This window comes from Streptomyces yangpuensis, from assembly GCF_001005295.1.
Taxonomy (GTDB): Bacteria; Actinomycetota; Actinomycetes; order Streptomycetales; family Streptomycetaceae; genus Streptomyces; species Streptomyces yangpuensis.
Genome location: NZ_LBMK01000004.1, coordinates 88,737 through 105,515, shown reverse-complemented (window position 1 = coordinate 105,515; position 16,779 = coordinate 88,737). Strand labels below are relative to the sequence as shown.

The window sequence follows — 16,779 nt, the reverse complement described above, 5'->3', positions numbered from 1 at the left end:
CGGGCTCCCCACCAGGGCGCCCGATTTGTATGGTCACTCAACAATCCCTCTCATTGGACTAGACCTTTCGCCCCCGAGCACGCGAGACTGTCTCTGTGAAACCCGTGAAACACGTCATCGCCCTCGATGTGGGCGGCACCGGGATGAAGGCCGCCCTCATCGCCGAGGACGGCACCCTGCTGCACGAAGCGCGCCGCGCCACCGGCCGCGAGCGGGGCCCGGACGCCGTCGTCGAGACGATCCAGGACTTCGCCGCCGAGCTGCTCGACACCGGCCGGGAACGCTTCGGACGGGCCGCCTCGGCCGCCGGGGTCGCCGTCCCGGGCATCGTCGACGCCGAGAACGGCGTCGCCGTCTACGCGGCGAACCTCGGCTGGCGCGACGTACCGCTGCGCGCGCTCCTCACCGGGCGCCTCGGCGGCATCCCCGTGGCCCTCGGCCACGACGTGCGCACGGGCGGACTCGCCGAAGGACGCATCGGCGCCGGCCGGGGCGCCGACCGCTTCCTCTTCGTCCCCCTCGGCACCGGCATCGCCGGCGCCATCGGCATCGCCGGCTGCATCGAGGCCGGCGCACACGGGTACGCGGGCGAGATCGGACACATCGTGGTGCGCCCCGGCGGCCCCGACTGCGGCTGCGGCCAGCGCGGCTGCCTGGAGACCCTCGCCTCCGCCGCCGCCGTCAGCCGCGCCTGGGCGGCCGCCTCCGGCGACCCGGAGGCCGACGCCGCCGACTGCGCCAAGGCCGTCCGGTCCGGTGACGCGCGCGCCCGCGAGGTCTGGCTGGCCGCCGTCGGAGCCCTCGCCGACGGGCTGGTCACCGCCATCACCCTGCTGGACCCGCGCACTCTGATCATCGGTGGCGGGCTCGCCGAGGCCGGGGAAACCTTGTTCACACCACTACGGAAGGCCGTGGAGGAGCGCGTGACGTTCCAGCGGCTCCCCCACATCGTGCCGGCGGCCCTCGGGGACACCGCCGGCTGCCTGGGCGCAGGGCTGCTCGCCTGGGACCTACTCGCCACGGAGGTACCGGCCTGATGTCCGGAAGCGCACACGGCACTGTTCTCTCCGGCGCCAGGGTGGTGCTGCCCACCGGGACCGTGGCGGGCGGCCGGGTCATCGTCGACGGCGACCGCATCGCCGGGAGCGCCCGCGAGGGCGCGGACATCGTCGACCTGACGGGGCACTGGATCGTCCCCGGCTTTGTCGACATGCACAACCACGGCGGCGGCGGCGCCTCGTTCACCTCCGGCACCGCCGAGGACGTGCTCCAGGGCGTACGTACCCACCGCGCGCACGGCACCACCACCCTGGTCGCCTCCACCGTCACCGGGAACCTGGACGAACTGGCCCGCCGGGCCGGGCTGCTGGCCGAACTGACGCAGGCGGGCGAGATCGCCGGCATCCACTTCGAGGGGCCGTTCATCAACCCCTGCCGCAAGGGCGCCCACAAGGAGGACCTGCTCCGCGACCCCGACCCGGCCGAGGTCCGCAAGCTCGTCGACGCGGCCCACGGCGCCGCCCGCATGGTCACCCTGGCCACCGAACTCCCGGGCGGCCTGGACTCCGTACGGCTGCTGGCCGAGCACGGGGTGATCGCCGCGATCGGGCACACCGACGCCAGTTACGAGCAGACGCGCGCCGCGATCGACGCGGGCGCGACCGTGGCCACCCACCTCTTCAACGCGATGCCCGCCCTCGCGCACCGCGAACCCGGCCCGATCGCCGCCCTCCTGGAGGACGAGCGGATCACCGTCGAGCTCATCAACGACGGGACGCACCTGCACCCCGCAGCCCTCGAACTGGCCTTCCACCACGCGGGCGCACACCGCGTGGCGCTCATCACCGACGCCATGGACGCGGCCGGTTTCGGCGACGGGACCTACCACCTCGGCCCGCTGGAGGTCGAGGTCAAGGACGGTGTGGCGCGCCTCGTCGAGGGCGGCTCCATCGCCGGCTCGACGCTCACCCTGGACACCGCCTTCAAGCGCTCGGTGACCCTCGACAAGCTGCCGGTGGAGTCCGTGGTCCAGGCGATCTCCGCCAACCCGGCCAAGCTGCTCGGCCTGTACGACCAGGTCGGCTCACTGGAGCCCGGCAAGTACGCGGACCTCGTCGTCCTGGACGCCGCCTTCGACGTCAAGGGCGTCATGCGGCGCGGCGAATGGATCGTCAGCCCCGCCGTCCGAGGGCAGCTCTGACGGCCAAGCGGCTGGCGCAGCCGCGGCGGTCGGCCCGTGGGACTGGGCCGACCGCCTCGTGTTTGGCATGATCCCGGCAGCAACAGACCCGGGGGTGCCCATGATCCTGACCGTGACGCTCAACACCGCACTCGACGTCACCTACCGCGTGCCGCGGCTGCTTCCGCACGCCTCGCACCGGGTCACCGCCGTCACCGAACGGCCCGGCGGCAAGGGGCTCAACGTCGCCCGCGTCCTCGGCGCCCTCGGTCACAAGGTGACGGCGACGGGCTTCGCCGGCGGCCCGGTCGGCTCCGTCGTCCGCCGGCAGCTGGCGACATGCCCCGGCGTGGTGGACGCCCTGCTCCCCTGCGAGGGCCCCTCACGCCGCACCCTGGCCGTCGTCGACGAAGCCTCCGGCGACACCACGCAGTTCAACGAGCCGGGCCCGCTCATCACACCCGCGGAGTGGTCACGGTTCCTCGCGCACTACGAGGAGCTGGTCGCCGGGGTGCGGGCGGTGGCCCTGTGCGGCAGCCTCCCGCCGGGCGTGCCCGTGGGCGCGTACGCCGTGCTCGTACGGGCCGCCCGCGCGGCCGGGGTCCCCGTCCTGCTGGACACCAGCGGCGAGGCCCTGCGCCGCGCAGTCGCCGCCCGCCCCGAGATCATCAAGCCGAACGCCGCCGAACTGGCCGAGCTGACCGGCTCCCGCGACCCGCTGCCCGCCAGCCGCGACGCCCGCCGCCGCGGCGCGCACGCGGTGGTCACCTCGCTCGGCCCGGCCGGCCTGCTGGCCGCCACCGCCGAGGGCACCTGGCAGGCGGCCCCGCCGCGCCCGCTGTCCGGCAACCCCACCGGAGCCGGCGACTCCGTCGTCGCGGGCCTGCTGTCCGGCCTCGCCGAGGGCCTGGACTGGCCGGACCGCCTCACCCGCGCGGTCGCCCTCTCGGCGGCCACGGTCCTGTCCCCGGCGGCGGGAGAGTTCGACCCCCGCACCTACGAGGAAGTACGGGGGTCGGTGAAGGTGACGCCCGCCGCCTAGGGGCGGGCAGCTCTGGCCGGATCAGCCCTGTTCCAGCCAGAGCTGGTCGAGGACGACGTCGCACTGGTTGCCCGCCTCGCACGAGATCTTGATCGTGTTGGCGCCCTGCTTGAGATCCACCAGCGAGTAGGTGTTGGTCCAGCCCTTGGCCCAGTCGCCGGGGGCAGCCTTGGAGAAGTTCGCCATGTTCACCGGCCGGGTCTGTGCCTCGCCGTTGACCGTCAGCGTGGTGTTGGCGTCCTTACCCGGCACCCCGTAGGTCATCTTCAGCTTGTACTTGCCCGTCTTGGGGACCTCCAGCGACCAGGTGGCCGCCGCACCCACCGCGTTCAGACCCGTCACGTACTGGCCGTTCTCGCTCTTCGCGCCCGGCAGCGTGTTCTGCAGGTTCGCACCGCCCGTGAGGGACATGCCGCTGCCGCCGAAGTCCGCCTTCGGCAGCTGGACCTGCGAGGGCTTCGCGCTCGGGGTGGGGCTCGCCGGGTCCTGCGGGGCCGCCGACTGCTGGCCGCCGCCGGTCGCGGTGTCCTTGCCCTTGTCCTCGGGCTTGTCCCTGTCGCCGAAGGCGAGGGCCGCGCCGATGCCGATCACGACCGCGCCCACCACCGCGACGGCCGCGATCAGCAGACCGCGCCGGCTGGAGGCGCCGCCACCGTGCCCGCCGTGCCCGCCGGGGTGCCCGATCGTCTGGGTCTGCTGCCCGGACTGGGGCTGCTGCGGAACGCCGTAGCCGCCCGCCTGCAGCGCCTCGGGCGCCTGGTACTGGGCCTGGTAGCCGGGGTTCTGCTGCTGGGGGACGGGACCGCGCTGGCCGCCGTTCCTGCGGTCGCCGACCGTCCGCACCTGGTGGTGCGAGGTACGGGGGACACCGGGCTGCGCACCGGGGTGACCGCCGACCGACGCCCCGGGGTAGCCGTATCCGCCGCCCGACGAGGGCGGGGTGGCGCCGGCCGCCTGGCCATCCTCGTAGAGATAGCCGAACGGATCATCGTCCTCGGGCTTGTTCGCCCCACCGTGCGAGCCGTTGTTCGCGGGCGTCGTCATCGCAGGTCACTCCTTTCGACCCCCGGGAGCCTACCCCGAACAGGTGCACACACGGGTGACGGACCGCCTCAGCCGGCCCTGCGGTGCGCCTTGGAGCGGGACCTCTTCTCGATGTACATCCGCTGATCGGCGGAGCGCAGCACCTCGTCGGCCGACATGCCGCAGCTGGCCCAGCCGATGCCGAAACTGGCGCCGACACGCACCGCACGGCCGTCCACACGGATCGGCGGGATGATCGCGTTGCGCAGCCGGACGGCGAGGTCCGCCGCGTCCGCGGCACCGAGCCCGTCCGCCAGGACGACGAATTCGTCACCACCCAGCCGAGCGACGGTGTCACCGTCCCTGACGCCCGTCGTCAGCCGCCGGGCGACCTCGATCAGGACCGCGTCACCCGTGTGGTGCCCGAACCGGTCGTTGATCGACTTGAATCCGTCGAGGTCGCAGAAGAGCACCGCGAGCCCCTTCGTCCCGTCGTCGACGTCGGCCGCGGGCGCCACCGTGTGCACGTGGTGGTCGTACGGTCCGTCCGTCGGGGCGGTCGGCGCCCCGGGGAAGTCGAAGGGATCACCCCCCGGGTACCGGTCGGGGCCGTCGGGCTGGAAGCCGTGCTCTCCCCCGCCGCCCGCCTCCGCCCGCACCTCGTGGCCGTCGTGCCCGCCGTGCGCCTCGCGCCCCTCGAAGGCCGCGTCCAGGGCCTCGATCGCGCTGGCCCGTGCGGACTGCGGCCTGCGGCACAGCCGCGCCCCGAGCCGGGCCCGCAGCTCGGCGCTGTTGGGCAGGCCGGTCAGCGAGTCGTGGCTGGCCCGGTGCGCGAGCTGGAGCTCGTGGCGCTTGCGCTCCTCGATGTCCTCGACGTGCGTGAGCAGGAAACGCGGCCCGTCGGCGGCGTCGGCCACGACGGAGTTGCGCAGCGAGACCCATACGTACGTGCCGTCCCGGCGGCCCAGACGCAGCTCGGCGCGGCCGCCCTCGGCGGAGGTCCGCAGCAGGGTGCCGATGTCCTCGGGGTGGACCAGGTCGGAGAAGGAGTAGCGGCGCAGTACGGAGGCGGGGCGGCCGAGGAGCCGGCACAGCGCGTCGTTGGTGCGCAGCAGCCGGCCGTGCTGGTCGCCGCCCATCTCGGCGATGGCCATGCCGCTGGGCGCGTACTCGAAGGCCTGGCGGAACGACTCTTCACTGGCGCGGAGCGCCTGCTGCTCGCGTTCCAGCCGGACCAGGGCGCGCTGCATGTTCGCGCGGAGTCTCGCATTGCTGATCGCAATCGCCGCCTGGAAGGCGTACATCTGGAGCGCTTCGCGGCCCCAGGCGCCGGGCCGGCGGCCGTTGCGCGGCCTGTCCACCGAAATGACACCCAGAAGTTCCCCGCCGGACGCATACATGGGGGCGTAGAGCCGGTCCTCGGGGTGCCACTCGTCCTCGAAGCGCGGATCGGGGCCGTCGGTGTGCCACTGGGGGACGTCGTCCTCCAGGAGGACCCAGCCCTCGGTGTGCGGGATGAAGCGGAGCCCGTCCCAGCACTCACCCATCGTCAGACGGCGTTCCCAGGAGGCGCGGGAGCCCACGCGACCGGTGATGAGGGCCTCGGCGGCGGGGTCGCCGGCGAAGGCGGCGACGACGAGATCCCCGTCGGGGCGAACGAGGTTGACACAGGCGAGCTCATAGCCGAGGCCCACGACGATGCCGTCCACGACGGTCTGCAGAGTGTCCGCCAGGCTGCGGGCCGTGTTGAGATCGGCCACCACCCGGTGCAGCTGCCGCAGGGTCGCAAGACGGACGTACGGCTCCGACTCGGTCTCCATTGCTCGCTCTCCCCGAGACCTCGACAGCAACTCCAGGTTTGTCATCGGCGTTTCGTTGCGGTGTCCCGTCCACTGAATCACAGTGAGCTGTGCGGCAGGTACACAGGGTCAACAAATCTTGGCCTCTGTGACTCAAGTCACATGAGATGAACAACGGTGCGCGCTGGGACGGTTCGGACTGGGAGCGCTCCCCCTCATTCTCGTGAGCAAACGATACGCCCGGGCCTAGGCCGAGGGGCGGGGGCGCGACTCGGACCAGGGCCCGATGTGCCGTACGGGAGGGCGAGATTAGCGTTTCCGTGTGCTGAAGACGACCCCTGTACCCGCCCCGCCCGCCGCGAACCCCCATGCTGAGGGGGTGAGCAATGACGAGTTCCGCGCCGCGATGTCCCGGCTGGCCGCGGGCGTGTGCCTGATCACCGCGCACGAGCCCCCGCTGACGGCCGAAGGGCCGCGCGGCGAGGACGTCGGCATGACGGCGACCGCCTTCCTGTCCGTGTCCCTGGACCCGCCCCTGGTCCTGGTGAGCCTGCGCGAGGGCTCCCGCATGGACGACCTGCTGGCGGAGCAGCCGCTGTGGGCGGTGTCCGTCCTCGCCGACCACCAGCTCCAGACCGCCGGCCGCTTCGCCATGAAGGGCCGCATCAGCGACCGGCTGCTCTTCGCCGACCTCCCGTACGAACGCGGCGAGGCCTCCGGCGCGCCCCTGCTGAGCGGCGCCCTCGCGACCCTGGAATGCCGTACGGAGAAGCGTATCGAGGCGGGCGACCACACCCTGGTGATCGGCCGGGTCCTGACAGCCTCCCTGCCGTCCCCGGACTCCTCGCCGCTGACGTACTTCCGCGGACGCTACCGCCACCTTGGCTGACCCGGGCCGGACCCGGAACCCGGGCCGATCCCGGCACCCGCGGCCGGCCCCCGGAGCCCTGAGTCCCGTCTCCCGTCTCCCGTCTCCCGTCTCCCGTCTCCCGTCTCCCGGGCCTGCTACCAGTCCCGGCCGGTCCGGCCCCGCTTGGTCTCGGCCCGCGCCTTCTTCTCACGCAGCCGCCGCTCGTTGATCCCCCGCGGGATCTTCGTCGGCCGGCGCTGCCTGGGCGGCGGCGCCGTCGCCTCGGCCAGCAGCGCGGCCAGCCGGACCAGCGCCATCTCCCGGTTGCGCAGCTGCGAGCGGTGCTCGGAGGCCCGTACGGTCACCACCCCGCCCACCAGCCGGCCCGCGAGCCGCTCCAGCGCCCGCTCCTTCCAGACCTCGGGCAGCGCCTTGGTCGCCGCCAGGTCGAACAGCAGCTCCACGCGCGAGTCCGAGGTGTTCACGTGCTGCCCGCCGGGCCCGGAGGACCGCGAGAAACGCCAGGACAGCTCCCCCTCGGGGAGCACGACCGAACCGCGGATGACATAAGGACCAGGCATGCCCCCTATGATCCGTGCCCGCCCGGCCCGCGTCACCCGCATTTGCCGTCACCCGGAATTCACACCGGGAACCCGAGCGGCCTCTCGTCGCGTTATAGAGGTCAGCGGTACTTTGACCGCCTGTACGTGCATGTCGGATGAGGAAAGGGACAATCCCATGGCTGTCAGCCTGTCCAAGGGCGGCAACGTCTCGCTCACGAAGGAGGCCCCGGGCCTCGCTGCCGTCACGGTCGGTCTCGGCTGGGACGTCCGTACGACCACCGGCGTCGACTTCGACCTCGACGCCTCGGCCATCGCCGTCAACGCGATGGGCAAGGTCGTCTCCGACGGCCACTTCGTCTTCTTCAACAACAAGTCCACCCCGGACCAGACCATCGTCCACACCGGTGACAACCGCACCGGCGAGGGCGCGGGCGACGACGAGGCCATCAACGTCAACCTCGCCGGCCTGCCCGCCGACGTCGACAAGATCGTCTTCCCGGTCTCCATCTACGACGCCGAGAGCCGCAGCCAGAACTTCGGCCAGGTCCGCAACGCCTACATCCGCGTCGTGAACCAGGCCGGCGGCGCCGAGATCGCCCGCTACGACCTCTCCGAGGACGCGGCGACCGAGACCGCCATGGTCTTCGGCGAGCTCTACCGCAACGGCGCGGAGTGGAAGTTCCGCGCGGTCGGCCAGGGCTACGCCTCCGGCCTCACCGGCATCGCCCAGGACTTCGGCGTCAACGTCTGAGTCCACCGGGTCCGCCGGGTCCGTCACTGACGGACACCCACGCGGGCGAAGCCCCCTCCCGGCCGGGGAGGGGGCTTCGCTACCGTTCCCCAGGTGATCCTCCAACCGCTGGTCCCCGTGGACGGCGCCCTCCCCGGGCCGGTCCTGACCGAGATCGCCGCCCTCTACTCGACCAACCACGCCTTCTTCGAACTGAGCGGCGACTTCCCCGACCCGAACCGCATCACGGTCGAACAGGTCGCGGCCGCCCTCGCCGACGAACTCGCCCACGACAGCGCCGAGATCCTCCTCGCCCGCAGCGCCGGCCGCCTCGTCGGCCTCGCCGCCACCCTCGCCCACCACCCGGCCGCCGCCCCCGGGGACGACGACCCCTGGATCGGCCTGCTGCTCATCGACGCCACCGCGCACCGCGAAGGACACGGCCGCGCCGTGGCCACCCTGGTCGAGGACCGCTTCCGCGCCGCCGGACGCACCGGCGTGCAGATCGCCGTACTGGACAACAACCCCAAGGGCCTGGCCTTCTGGCGGTCCCAGGGGTACTCCCCCGTGCGCCGCGCCAAGGATCTCGGCATGGGCCGCGACTGCACGGTGCTGCGCAAACCCCTCGGCCCCGCGTAGCCGGGTCCGGTGCCGGGGCTGCCGCGGGCCTACTCCAGGCGGGCCACCGGGCCAACTCCGGGCGGGACTACTTCGGGCGGGCCTTCCCGTACAGCCAGACGTCCCAGACCTTCCTCAGGTCGTGGCCCGTCCGCTCCTCGGCGTAGGCGGTGAAGTCGGCCGTACTCGCGTTCCCGTGCCGGTGGTCGGCGGCCCAGCCGCGCACCAGCGCGAAGAACTTCTCGTCGCCGACCTCCTGCCGGATCCGCTGCAGCACCATCGCACCGCGCTGGTACACCGGGCTCGCGGAGATGTCCCCCGGCCCGGGCGGGTCGGCCGGCGGGAAAGCGTCCCAGCCGGCATCGGCGGCCTCGTCGACGTCCGTGTCACCGGCCAGCAGCGCGTCGAAGTGCTCCTGCGCGCTCGGCCCGCCGTGGTCCTCGTCCCACAGCCACTCGGCGTAGGTCGCGAAGCCCTCGTTGAGCCACATGTCCTTCCAGCTCTTCGGCGACACCGAGTTGCCGAACCACTGGTGGGCCAGCTCGTGCAGCACCAGCGACTCGTCCCCGGGCGCGCCCGGGTACACCGGCTTGGTCTGCGTCTCCAGCGCGTAGGCGAGCGTTCCGGCGGGCAGCACGACCGCGCCCGCCGTACCGAACGGGTAGGGGCCGAACCGGCCGCTGCCCCACTCCACCATCTCCGGCAGCCGCGCCAGCGTCCCCTCGCTCGCGGCCGCCTCCTCCGGCGACACCGCGTTGTAGACGGCCACTCCCGAAGGCGTCCGGCCCGTCGTCACCTTGTACGGGCCGACCACGGCGGTCGCCAGATAGCTGGCCATCGGCTCCGGGCTGTGCCACGCGAACCGCGTCCGCCCGTCCGCACCTTCGGTACGGGAACGCAACTCCCCGTTGGACACCGCCTCGTAGCCGCGCGGGACCCTGATCGTGATGTCGTAGGCGGCCTTGTCGCTCGGATGGTGGTTGCCGGGGAACCAGGTCATCGACCCGACCGGCTCGCCGACACCGACCGCACCGGCCTCACCGGTGATCCAGCCCTCCCGGGAACCGTCCGCGTCCGTGAGGGCCTTCGGCCTGCCGCTGTAGACGACCTCCGTACGGAAGACCCTGCCCTTCTTCACGTCGTCGGCCGGGCGCACGGTCAGCTCGTTGCCGGTCCGGTTGAACCGGGCCCCCTCACCGTCGACGTCCACGCCCTCGACGTGCAGGCCGCTCAGGTCGAGGTTGAAGGAACTGAGCCCCTGTTCGGCGCGCGCGGTGATCACCGCCCTGCCGTGCAGCACCCCGTCGGCGGGGTCGTAGTCCAGGTCCAGCGCATAGTGCTCGACCTGGTAACCACCGTTGCCGGCCTTCGGGAAGTACGGGTCGCGCAGCCCCGACGCACCCGGCCGCCCCTGCACCGTGCCTCCCGTGCACGCCGTGGTGAGGGCGAGCAGGGCGGCTACGGCAGGAGCGGCGAGGCGGGGGAGTTGAAGTGCGCGGTGTTCCACACACCCGATCCTAAGCGGGCAAAGCGCCCGTCCTACTTGCTCAGCGCGTCCACGCCGGCCTTGGCGAACTTCTCGTCCAGGTCGCCGCTCGGGGCGCCCGCCACACCGATACCGGCGACGGGAGCGCCGTTCACCTGGACCGGGGTGCCGCCACCGAGGAAGAGGGTGCCGGGGATGTCCTTCAGGTTCGGGGCCTGGGCAAGCCGGCCCACGAGCACCGAGGTCGGGGCGTTCCAGGACACGGCGGTGAAGGCCTTGCGCTCAGCCGACTCGTAGGACTGCGGGCCCGCGCCGTCACCGCGCAGCGTCACGATGGTGTTGCCGTTGCGGTCCACCACCGCGACGGACACCTTCTGGTTCTCCGCCGCGGCGGCCTGGAGCGCGGCCTGGGCGGCGCGGGTGGCGGCGTCGACGGTCAGGTGGGTCGTCGTGGTGAAGTTCTTGTCGCTCGGGCCGTCCTTCTTCGCCGCGACGGCGGCGGCCTGGGCGGTGGTGCCGGCGGGGCTCGCGCTGGCGCTCACGGCACCGAAGGTTCCGGCGCCCAGAGCGACGGCGAGGGCGGTACCGGTGAGAACGCGGGTGCGGGTCTTCATCTCTGCTCCTGAGAACGGTGCCGCGGTGACGGCGTCGGATCGGTCGGTCCGGGCCGGGCGGACCGGCTCCTTCACTGCTCCAAGCCTGGGCCCCGGACCCCCTCCACCCCGTCCCCGTACCGGCTCGCCCCGCCCACCGCACCGGCTGACCCGGGGGTCATCCGATCGGCCGATGCGCTTCGCCTCCGGCGCGGTATTTGCTGGTCCGACCGGGCGAGCCCAGCCCCGCCGCCCCATCGGGGCCGCCGCCCCATCCCAGCCCCGCCGCCCCACCCCAGCCTCGCCGCCCCATCCCAGCCTCGCCGGCGCTTGAGGCGCGGGGTCCGGGGCGGAGCCCCACACTTCCAGCCTCGCCGGCGCTTGAGGCGCGGGGTCCGGGGCGGAGCCCCACACTTCCAGCCCCGCCGGCGCTTGAGGCGCGGGGGCCCGGGGGCAGCGCCCCCGCAACGGCGCCGCACCCGTCAACGGCACCGCGCCGCAGGCAAGGGCACCGCGCCGCAGACAACCGCACCGCGCCGCAGCCGACAATGGACGCACGCCCGACCAAGGAGCACCCCGTGACCCCCGCACCGCCGCGCGACGACACCCGAACCCTCGCGACGGTCGCCCACACCGCCTTCTTCCTCCTCCTCGGCGCCTCCGTGGCCCGCTTCCTGCTCCGCCACCCCGGCGAACCCCGCACCCCGTGGGTCATCGCCCTCAGCGTCACCCTCGCCCTGCTCTACGTACTCGGCCCGGTGCTCGGCGCCGCCCCCACCCGCCGCCGCCTCCTCTGGCTCGGCCTGGTCGTCACCACCTGGGTGGTCCTCGTCGTCCTCGCGCCGAGCTTCGCCTGGTGCGCCGTACCGCTCTTCTTCACATCCCTGCGCACCCTCCCCCCGCGCGCCGCCATCGTCCTGGTGGCCCTCCTCACCGCCTTCGTCGTGACCGCCCAGATGCAGCTCTCCAAGTCCTTCGACCCCAACCTGCTCCTGGCACCGCCCGCCGTCGCCGCCCTCGCCACCGCCGTCTTCGTCCACATGGAACGCCAGGCCCAGGCCCAGCGGGCGCTGATCGGCGACCTGATCCGGACCCGCCGGGAACTGGCCGCCACCGAGCGCCGCGAAGGCACCCTCGCCGAACGCCAGCGGCTGTCCATGGAGATCCACGACACCCTCGCCCAGAACCTGTCCAGCCAGCAGATGCTCCTCCAGGCCGCCGACCGCACCTGGGACACCGACCCGGCCACCGCCCGCGCCCACGTCCGTACCGCCACCGGCATCGCCGCAGACGGCCTCGCCGAGGCCCGGCGGCTGGTCCACGACCTGGCCCCGTCCGAGCTCGCCGACGGCGCAGGCCTCGCCGACGCACTGCGCACCCTCCATGCCGGACCCGACATCGAGGTCCGCTTCCACCTCGAAGGCGCCCCCACCCCGCTCCCGGACCGCGTCCAGTCCGCCCTGCTGCGCATAGCCCAGGGCGCCCTCGCCAACGTCCGGGAGCACTCCGGCGCCCATACGGCCGCCCTCACCCTGAGCTTCCTCGGGGACCAGGTGGTGCTCGACATCGCCGACGACGGCCACGGCTTCACCGAGCCCCGCACCGACGCCGACGGGCGCGGCCACGGCCTCCCGGCCATGCGGGCCCGCGTCCGCCAGCTGGGCGGCACCCTGACCATCGAATCCACGCCGGGCGAGGGCACCGTCCTCTCCGCGGCCATCCCCCTGGAGCCCGCTCCATGACGACGATCCTGCTCTGCGACGACCACGTGGTGGTCCGCGCCGGACTCCTCGCCCTCCTCGGCAGCGAACCCGACATCGAGGTCCTCGGCGAGGCGGGCAGCGGCGAGGAGGCCGTCGCCCTGGCCGCGAAACTGCACCCCGACGTGGTCCTCATGGACCTCCAGCTCGGCGAGGGCATCGACGGCGTCGAGGCGACCCGCCGCATCACCGCGCTCCCCCGGCCCCCGCACGTCCTGGTCCTCACCACCTACGACACGGACGCGGACATCACCCGGGCGATCGGCGCCGGAGCCACCGGCTACCTCCTGAAGGCGGAACGCCCCGAGGAGCTCTTCGCCGCGATCCACTCCGCCGCCCAGGGCCGCACCACCCTCTCGGCGCCCGTCGCGAGCCGCGTCATGGCCCACATGCGCGGCAGCCGCCCCACCCTCACCGACCGCGAACTGGACATCCTCGGCCAGCTGGCCCGCGGCCTCGGCAACCGTGACATCGCCCGCGCCCTGTTCATCAGCGAGGCCACCGTCAAGACCCACCTGGGGCGGATCTACGACAAGCTCGGCGTCGACACCCGCGCGGGCGCCGTCTCCATCGCGAAGGAACAGCGCCTCCTGCCCTCCTGACCCGTCCCGACGCCGGGGTGGGGAGCCCCCGGGACCCGTGACACCATCGGGTACGTGCTCGACATCGGCTACTCCCTCTCCCGGCGCTTCCCCGACCCCCCGCAGACCGACTACCGCTCCGCGGACGTCCACACGCTGCGGCACGACCTGTTCTGCGGGGACGTCTACCTCGCCGACACCGCCTCGGACCGGGAAGTGTCCACAGCCTGGGGATGGGTGCCCGTACTGGACTTCGCCTGGGCGCTGTGCGACATCGTCGAGCAGCTCGACCAGGACCCGCGCGGCAGCCGCTCCGCCAACCGCCAGTACGCCGAACTCGACTTCACCGAGTCCACGGACCGCATGCTCTTCGAACGCCGCTTCGGCTGGGTCGACGTCGAGGCCGACTGGATGCCGGCCGAGGAGGCCCCGCTGACCTTCAGCCACCGGCTGCTGCGCCGCGAGGCCCGCGACTTCCTGCACGACCTGCTCGCCGACCTGATCGACATGCACGACGGGCTCGCCGACAACCCGGCCATCTGGACCCTCCAGGCCCGCTTCCCGCGCGTCCCGGCGTAGTCAGAGCCGCCCGCCGGACAGGAACTCCCGGAACACCGCCGCGGAGCGCGGGTTCTGCCCGCACTGCCACACGCCGTGCGGGCAGTAGTCGGTGATGCTGTGGTACAGCGGCCGGTGCTCGGCGAACCAGGACAGCATGCCCCGTACGTACTCCGGATTGTCCCCGTGCCGGAACAGCCCCCATTCGGGGTACGAGATCCGCTTGCCGTGCGCCTTCGCGAAATCCACCTGCTGCTGGAGCCCGTAGGGCTGGCGGACCTGATCCTCGAAGGTACGGCCCGGCTCCTGGTCGTAGGAGTCCATGCCGAGGACGTCGACCACGTCGTCGCCGGGATAGCAGCTCGTCCAGGCGATCGCGTCACCCCCGCGGTTCGGGGCGTAGTCGAAGCGGAACCGCTGCCCCTCCACGGAACGCATGGCCGCCACGATGCGCCGCCAGTACGCCTTCCAGTTCTCCGGGTCGGGACGGCAGCGGTGGGTGTAGCCGAAGCCGTTCATCTCCCACCCGAGCACGATCACCGTGTCCGGCACCCCGAGGCCGACCAGCCTCCTGGCCAGCCGCCGGAAGTGCTCGTCGTTCGCACCGCGGGCGCCGGCGCGGATCAGCTCCGCAACCCGGCCGTCGGGCACACCGGCCTCGTTGCGCTCCTGCATGGGCACGTTCAGGACGAACAGCCGATCGGCCCGCTCCCGCCTCCAGCGCGCCCAGCTGCGCAGGGAATCCGGTGCCCCCTCGATGTTCGCCCACGTGTCGCCGGGCAGATAGGTGTGCCCGGCACGCAGCTCGGTGCCGCCGAGCCAGCGCGAGAGCTCAGCCATCCGCTCGACGCCGGGCGAGCCGTAGTGCAGATAGGCGCCCACGGCCGTCCCCGCGGCCTCGCTCCCCGCACCTCCCCCGGCCCCCTCCCGCGACGGCCGCGCGTCGAGGACGCTGCCCACGACGAGCAGGGCGACGACCACCGCACCGGCGCAGGCACCCGACAGCCAACGACCCCGATGGGACATGACACCTCCACAGGCCTCGCGCACCGCTGCGCCTGCCAGCACGTTAGGCACCACCCCACGGAACCGCCCGCCCAACCACCCCCGCACTCGCCCATTAGCCCCACCCTCCAGCCCCGCCCCCCATCCCAGCCCCGTCGGCGTTTGAGGCGTGGGGGGCCGGGGGCAGCGCCCCCGCAACGGCGCCGCACCCGACAGCGCACCGGCACCACCCCCGACGGCCCCTCTACGAAAGCACCCGCACCCCCAACTGAACCGCAAGCGCCGGAGCCAGATCGAACAGCTGCGCCGGACTGATCACCGCCCCGGCCAGCGCATCCACCCCCCGCGCGATCTCCAGCACGGCGGCCTCCCGCAGGTCCACATCCGCCATCCGCACCCCCGAGAAGTCCACCCCGCGCAGCGCGCAGTCCCGGAACTCCACCCGCTCCAGCACCGCACCCCCGAAGTCCGGCTCCACCAGCACACACCCCTCGAAGACCACGTCCCGCAGCCGCGCCTTCCGCAGGTTCAGGTAATCGATCTTGCCGCCCCGGACCACCACCCGCTCCAGCCCCGCCCCGTGCAGCTGCACCCCGCCCAGGCGGGCGTCCACCAGCTCCACGTCCCGCAGCGACGCCCCCGACAGGTCGGTCCCCACCCCGCGGACCCCCTCCAGCACCGAATCCAGGATCCGCGCCTTCGCCAGCCCCGCCTCGTCCAGCGCGCAGCGCCGCACCGCGCAGTCCATGAACCGGGCCCCGACCCCCTCCTGCCCCGCCAGGTCCAGGTCCGCGAACTCCAGCCCGTCGTAGTCCCCGTCCGCCTCCAGCTCCCGCCCTTCCCAGGGCGCCAGATCCGGCAGCCTGAGCTCCGGCCTGCGCGCCGCCTTCACCGACTGCTCCCGCCCGTTTCGCACCATGCCCCCATCGTGGCCGACAGCACCGACAACGGCCCGGCTCCGGTCCCGGTCCGGCCCTTGACCTCGACCGAACTCAAGGTCACCTAGTGCTGGCCCCGAGCTCCGCCAGCGCCCCGTCCGTCAGCCGGTACACCGACCACTCCTCCTGCGGCCGGGCACCCAGGGCCTCGTAGAAGGCGATCGTCGGCGCGTTCCAGTTCAGCACCGACCACTCCAGCCGCTCGTAGCCGCGCTCGACGCACGTACGCGCCAACTCCCGCAGCAACGCCTTTCCATAACCACCGCCACGCACGCCCGGACGTACGTACAGGTCCTCCAGATAGATCCCGTGCACCCCGCGCCACGTCGAGAAGGAGAGGAACCACACCGCGAACCCGACGACCTCCCCGTCCTCCGCCTCCGCGACATGCGCGAACACCGCCGGACACTCCCCGAACAGCGCCTCCCGCAACTGCTCTTCGGTCGCCCGCGCCTCGTGCCGCACCCTCTCGTACTCCGCGAGCTCGCGGATCATCTCGCAGACGACAGGAACATCGGTGACTTCAGCCCTACGGATCATCCCCGCACCCCAGGGGGCCCCAGCAGCACGTCCACCACCGCCAACTGCTCCTCGTCCAGCCGCTCTTCGCCGTCCTCCACGTCCCAGGCGCGCAGCGCGACCGGCTCCCCCACGCACTCCTCGTCCAGCGACACCAGCTTCAGCACGGCCCCACTGCCGTCGGCCCGCTGCACCGGCAGCACCAGGGCGGTCACCCCGTGCATCACCGGCCCGACCCGCCGCAGCCGCCACCGCTCCAGGAACTCCGCGGCCCGCGCGGGCAACGCCGCGACGAACTCCCGCCCGGCATCCCCGTTGTACCGAACCTGAGCCTCGACCAACTCCCGGGGAACCTCAAGGATGTCCACCCCCCAAACCTAGCCCCTGCGGTGCCCCTGCGGGGTTGCTCGGTGGTGTGCGGGTCGGGCTGCGCCCGGGCACGGGGCACTGCGGTGCTCGGCGGTGTCCTGTGCGGGAGTGGAGTCGGGCGGTGGTGTGCGGGTGTGGGGTGGTGCCCCGCACGAGGGTCTCCTCG

Annotated in this window: 17 protein-coding genes and 1 pseudogene; 9 read left to right on the top strand and 9 right to left on the bottom strand. The window is 72.9% G+C overall.

What is annotated here, in order from left to right; translation table 11 throughout:
* Positions 1-104: 104 nt before the first annotated feature.
* The 3 genes from AAT21_RS21910 (at position 105) to AAT21_RS21900 (ending at position 3,221) form a co-directional block, all read left to right on the top strand.
* Positions 105-1,037 carry an ROK family protein gene (locus AAT21_RS21910; RefSeq protein WP_046778993.1) on the top strand — a complete coding sequence of 311 codons (933 nt, stop codon included), beginning with the start codon at positions 105-107 and terminating at the stop codon, positions 1,035-1,037.
* Positions 1,037-2,200, top strand: coding sequence for an N-acetylglucosamine-6-phosphate deacetylase (gene nagA, locus AAT21_RS21905; RefSeq protein ID WP_046778672.1), 1,164 nt, complete (start codon positions 1,037-1,039; stop codon positions 2,198-2,200). Before AAT21_RS21910 ends, nagA begins: the two co-directional genes overlap by 1 nt.
* Before the next feature lie 100 nt (positions 2,201-2,300).
* On the top strand, positions 2,301-3,221 hold the full coding sequence (locus tag AAT21_RS21900) for a 1-phosphofructokinase family hexose kinase (protein ID WP_046778671.1): 921 nt from the start codon (positions 2,301-2,303) through the stop codon (positions 3,219-3,221).
* Between the two features lie 21 nt (positions 3,222-3,242).
* Here AAT21_RS21900 and AAT21_RS21895 read toward each other — a convergent pair whose 3' ends face one another.
* Entirely contained in the window at positions 3,243-4,265 is a 1,023-nt protein-coding gene (locus tag AAT21_RS21895; protein WP_046778670.1) for a CBM35 domain-containing protein, read from the bottom strand.
* Positions 4,266-4,333: 68 nt separating this feature from the next.
* Entirely contained in the window at positions 4,334-6,064 is a 1,731-nt protein-coding gene (gene cdgB / locus AAT21_RS21890) for a diguanylate cyclase CdgB (protein ID WP_046778669.1), read from the bottom strand.
* Between the two features lie 301 nt (positions 6,065-6,365).
* On the opposite strand from cdgB, the gene AAT21_RS21885 reads away from it, so the two are divergent.
* Positions 6,366-6,932 carry a flavin reductase family protein gene (locus AAT21_RS21885; RefSeq protein ID WP_079025873.1) on the top strand — a complete coding sequence of 189 codons (567 nt, stop codon included), beginning with the start codon at positions 6,366-6,368 and terminating at the stop codon, positions 6,930-6,932.
* 116 nt (positions 6,933-7,048) lie between these two features.
* Here the strand turns inward: AAT21_RS21885 and arfB are convergent, their stop codons facing one another.
* Positions 7,049-7,474, bottom strand: coding sequence for an alternative ribosome rescue aminoacyl-tRNA hydrolase ArfB (arfB, locus tag AAT21_RS21880; RefSeq protein WP_046778667.1), 426 nt, complete (start codon positions 7,472-7,474; stop codon positions 7,049-7,051).
* Between the two features lie 157 nt (positions 7,475-7,631).
* Between arfB and AAT21_RS21875 the strand changes: the two genes are divergently transcribed.
* Both AAT21_RS21875 and AAT21_RS21870 read left to right on the top strand, forming a co-directional pair.
* Positions 7,632-8,207 carry a TerD family protein gene (locus tag AAT21_RS21875; protein ID WP_030854704.1) on the top strand — a complete coding sequence of 192 codons (576 nt, stop codon included), beginning with the start codon at positions 7,632-7,634 and terminating at the stop codon, positions 8,205-8,207.
* Between the two features lie 93 nt (positions 8,208-8,300).
* Positions 8,301-8,825: a GNAT family N-acetyltransferase gene (locus tag AAT21_RS21870; protein WP_046778666.1), complete on the top strand. Its 525-nt coding sequence runs from the start codon at positions 8,301-8,303 to the stop codon at positions 8,823-8,825.
* A 67-nt stretch (positions 8,826-8,892) separates the two neighbouring features.
* Here the strand turns inward: AAT21_RS21870 and AAT21_RS21865 are convergent, their stop codons facing one another.
* Positions 8,893-10,311: a M1 family metallopeptidase gene (locus tag AAT21_RS21865; RefSeq protein WP_046778665.1), complete on the bottom strand. Its 1,419-nt coding sequence runs from the start codon at positions 10,309-10,311 to the stop codon at positions 8,893-8,895.
* 32 nt (positions 10,312-10,343) lie between these two features.
* Complete coding sequence (locus tag AAT21_RS21860) at positions 10,344-10,904, bottom strand: GlcG/HbpS family heme-binding protein (protein ID WP_046778992.1); 561 nt, start codon at positions 10,902-10,904, stop codon at positions 10,344-10,346.
* 527 nt (positions 10,905-11,431) lie between these two features.
* On the opposite strand from AAT21_RS21860, the gene AAT21_RS21855 reads away from it, so the two are divergent.
* Genes AAT21_RS21855 through AAT21_RS21845 form a run of 3 tightly spaced genes read left to right on the top strand, consistent with a single transcriptional unit; the run spans position 11,432 to position 13,803 of the window.
* Positions 11,432-12,625, top strand: coding sequence for a sensor histidine kinase (locus tag AAT21_RS21855; protein WP_046778664.1), 1,194 nt, complete (start codon positions 11,432-11,434; stop codon positions 12,623-12,625).
* Positions 12,622-13,245 (top strand): response regulator, encoded by a 624-nt coding sequence (locus AAT21_RS21850; protein ID WP_046778663.1) that lies wholly within the window; start codon positions 12,622-12,624, stop codon positions 13,243-13,245. Before AAT21_RS21855 ends, AAT21_RS21850 begins: the two co-directional genes overlap by 4 nt.
* Before the next feature lie 54 nt (positions 13,246-13,299).
* Positions 13,300-13,803 (top strand): hypothetical protein, encoded by a 504-nt coding sequence (locus tag AAT21_RS21845; RefSeq protein ID WP_030961920.1) that lies wholly within the window; start codon positions 13,300-13,302, stop codon positions 13,801-13,803.
* A 12-nt stretch (positions 13,804-13,815) separates the two neighbouring features.
* Here the strand turns inward: AAT21_RS21845 and AAT21_RS21840 are convergent.
* The 4 genes and pseudogenes from AAT21_RS21840 to AAT21_RS21825 all read right to left on the bottom strand — a co-directional run.
* Positions 13,816-14,808, bottom strand: a pseudogene (locus tag AAT21_RS21840) (glycoside hydrolase family 26 protein); the annotation flags it as partial.
* Positions 14,809-15,031: 223 nt separating this feature from the next.
* Positions 15,032-15,706 (bottom strand): pentapeptide repeat-containing protein, encoded by a 675-nt coding sequence (locus AAT21_RS21835; RefSeq protein WP_079025870.1) that lies wholly within the window; start codon positions 15,704-15,706, stop codon positions 15,032-15,034.
* 79 nt (positions 15,707-15,785) lie between these two features.
* A complete protein-coding gene (locus AAT21_RS21830; RefSeq protein ID WP_046778662.1) occupies positions 15,786-16,265 on the bottom strand; it encodes a GNAT family N-acetyltransferase in 480 nt (159 codons plus the stop codon).
* Positions 16,262-16,612 (bottom strand): aminoglycoside phosphotransferase family protein, encoded by a 351-nt coding sequence (locus AAT21_RS21825; RefSeq protein ID WP_052757938.1) that lies wholly within the window; start codon positions 16,610-16,612, stop codon positions 16,262-16,264. Before AAT21_RS21825 ends, AAT21_RS21830 begins: the two co-directional genes overlap by 4 nt.
* Positions 16,613-16,779: the final 167 nt, after the last annotated feature.

Excerpts from the sequence above, each read along its gene's own strand:
- AAT21_RS21835 (WP_079025870.1), bottom strand. The coding sequence starts at position 15,706 with ATGGTGCGAAACGGGCGGGAGCAGTCGGTGAAGGCGGCGCGCAGGCCG.
- AAT21_RS21875 (WP_030854704.1), top strand. The coding sequence starts at position 7,632 with ATGGCTGTCAGCCTGTCCAAGGGCGGCAACGTCTCGCTCACGAAGGAG.
- AAT21_RS21855 (WP_046778664.1), top strand. The coding sequence starts at position 11,432 with ATGGACGCACGCCCGACCAAGGAGCACCCCGTGACCCCCGCACCGCCG.
- AAT21_RS21850 (WP_046778663.1), top strand. The coding sequence starts at position 12,622 with ATGACGACGATCCTGCTCTGCGACGACCACGTGGTGGTCCGCGCCGGA.
- AAT21_RS21895 (WP_046778670.1), bottom strand. The coding sequence starts at position 4,265 with ATGACGACGCCCGCGAACAACGGCTCGCACGGTGGGGCGAACAAGCCC.
- AAT21_RS21860 (WP_046778992.1), bottom strand. The coding sequence starts at position 10,904 with ATGAAGACCCGCACCCGCGTTCTCACCGGTACCGCCCTCGCCGTCGCT.
- nagA (WP_046778672.1), top strand. The coding sequence starts at position 1,037 with ATGTCCGGAAGCGCACACGGCACTGTTCTCTCCGGCGCCAGGGTGGTG.
- cdgB (WP_046778669.1), bottom strand. The coding sequence starts at position 6,064 with ATGGAGACCGAGTCGGAGCCGTACGTCCGTCTTGCGACCCTGCGGCAG.
- AAT21_RS21830 (WP_046778662.1), bottom strand. The coding sequence starts at position 16,265 with ATGATCCGTAGGGCTGAAGTCACCGATGTTCCTGTCGTCTGCGAGATG.
- AAT21_RS21900 (WP_046778671.1), top strand. The coding sequence starts at position 2,301 with ATGATCCTGACCGTGACGCTCAACACCGCACTCGACGTCACCTACCGC.
- arfB (WP_046778667.1), bottom strand. The coding sequence starts at position 7,474 with ATGCCTGGTCCTTATGTCATCCGCGGTTCGGTCGTGCTCCCCGAGGGG.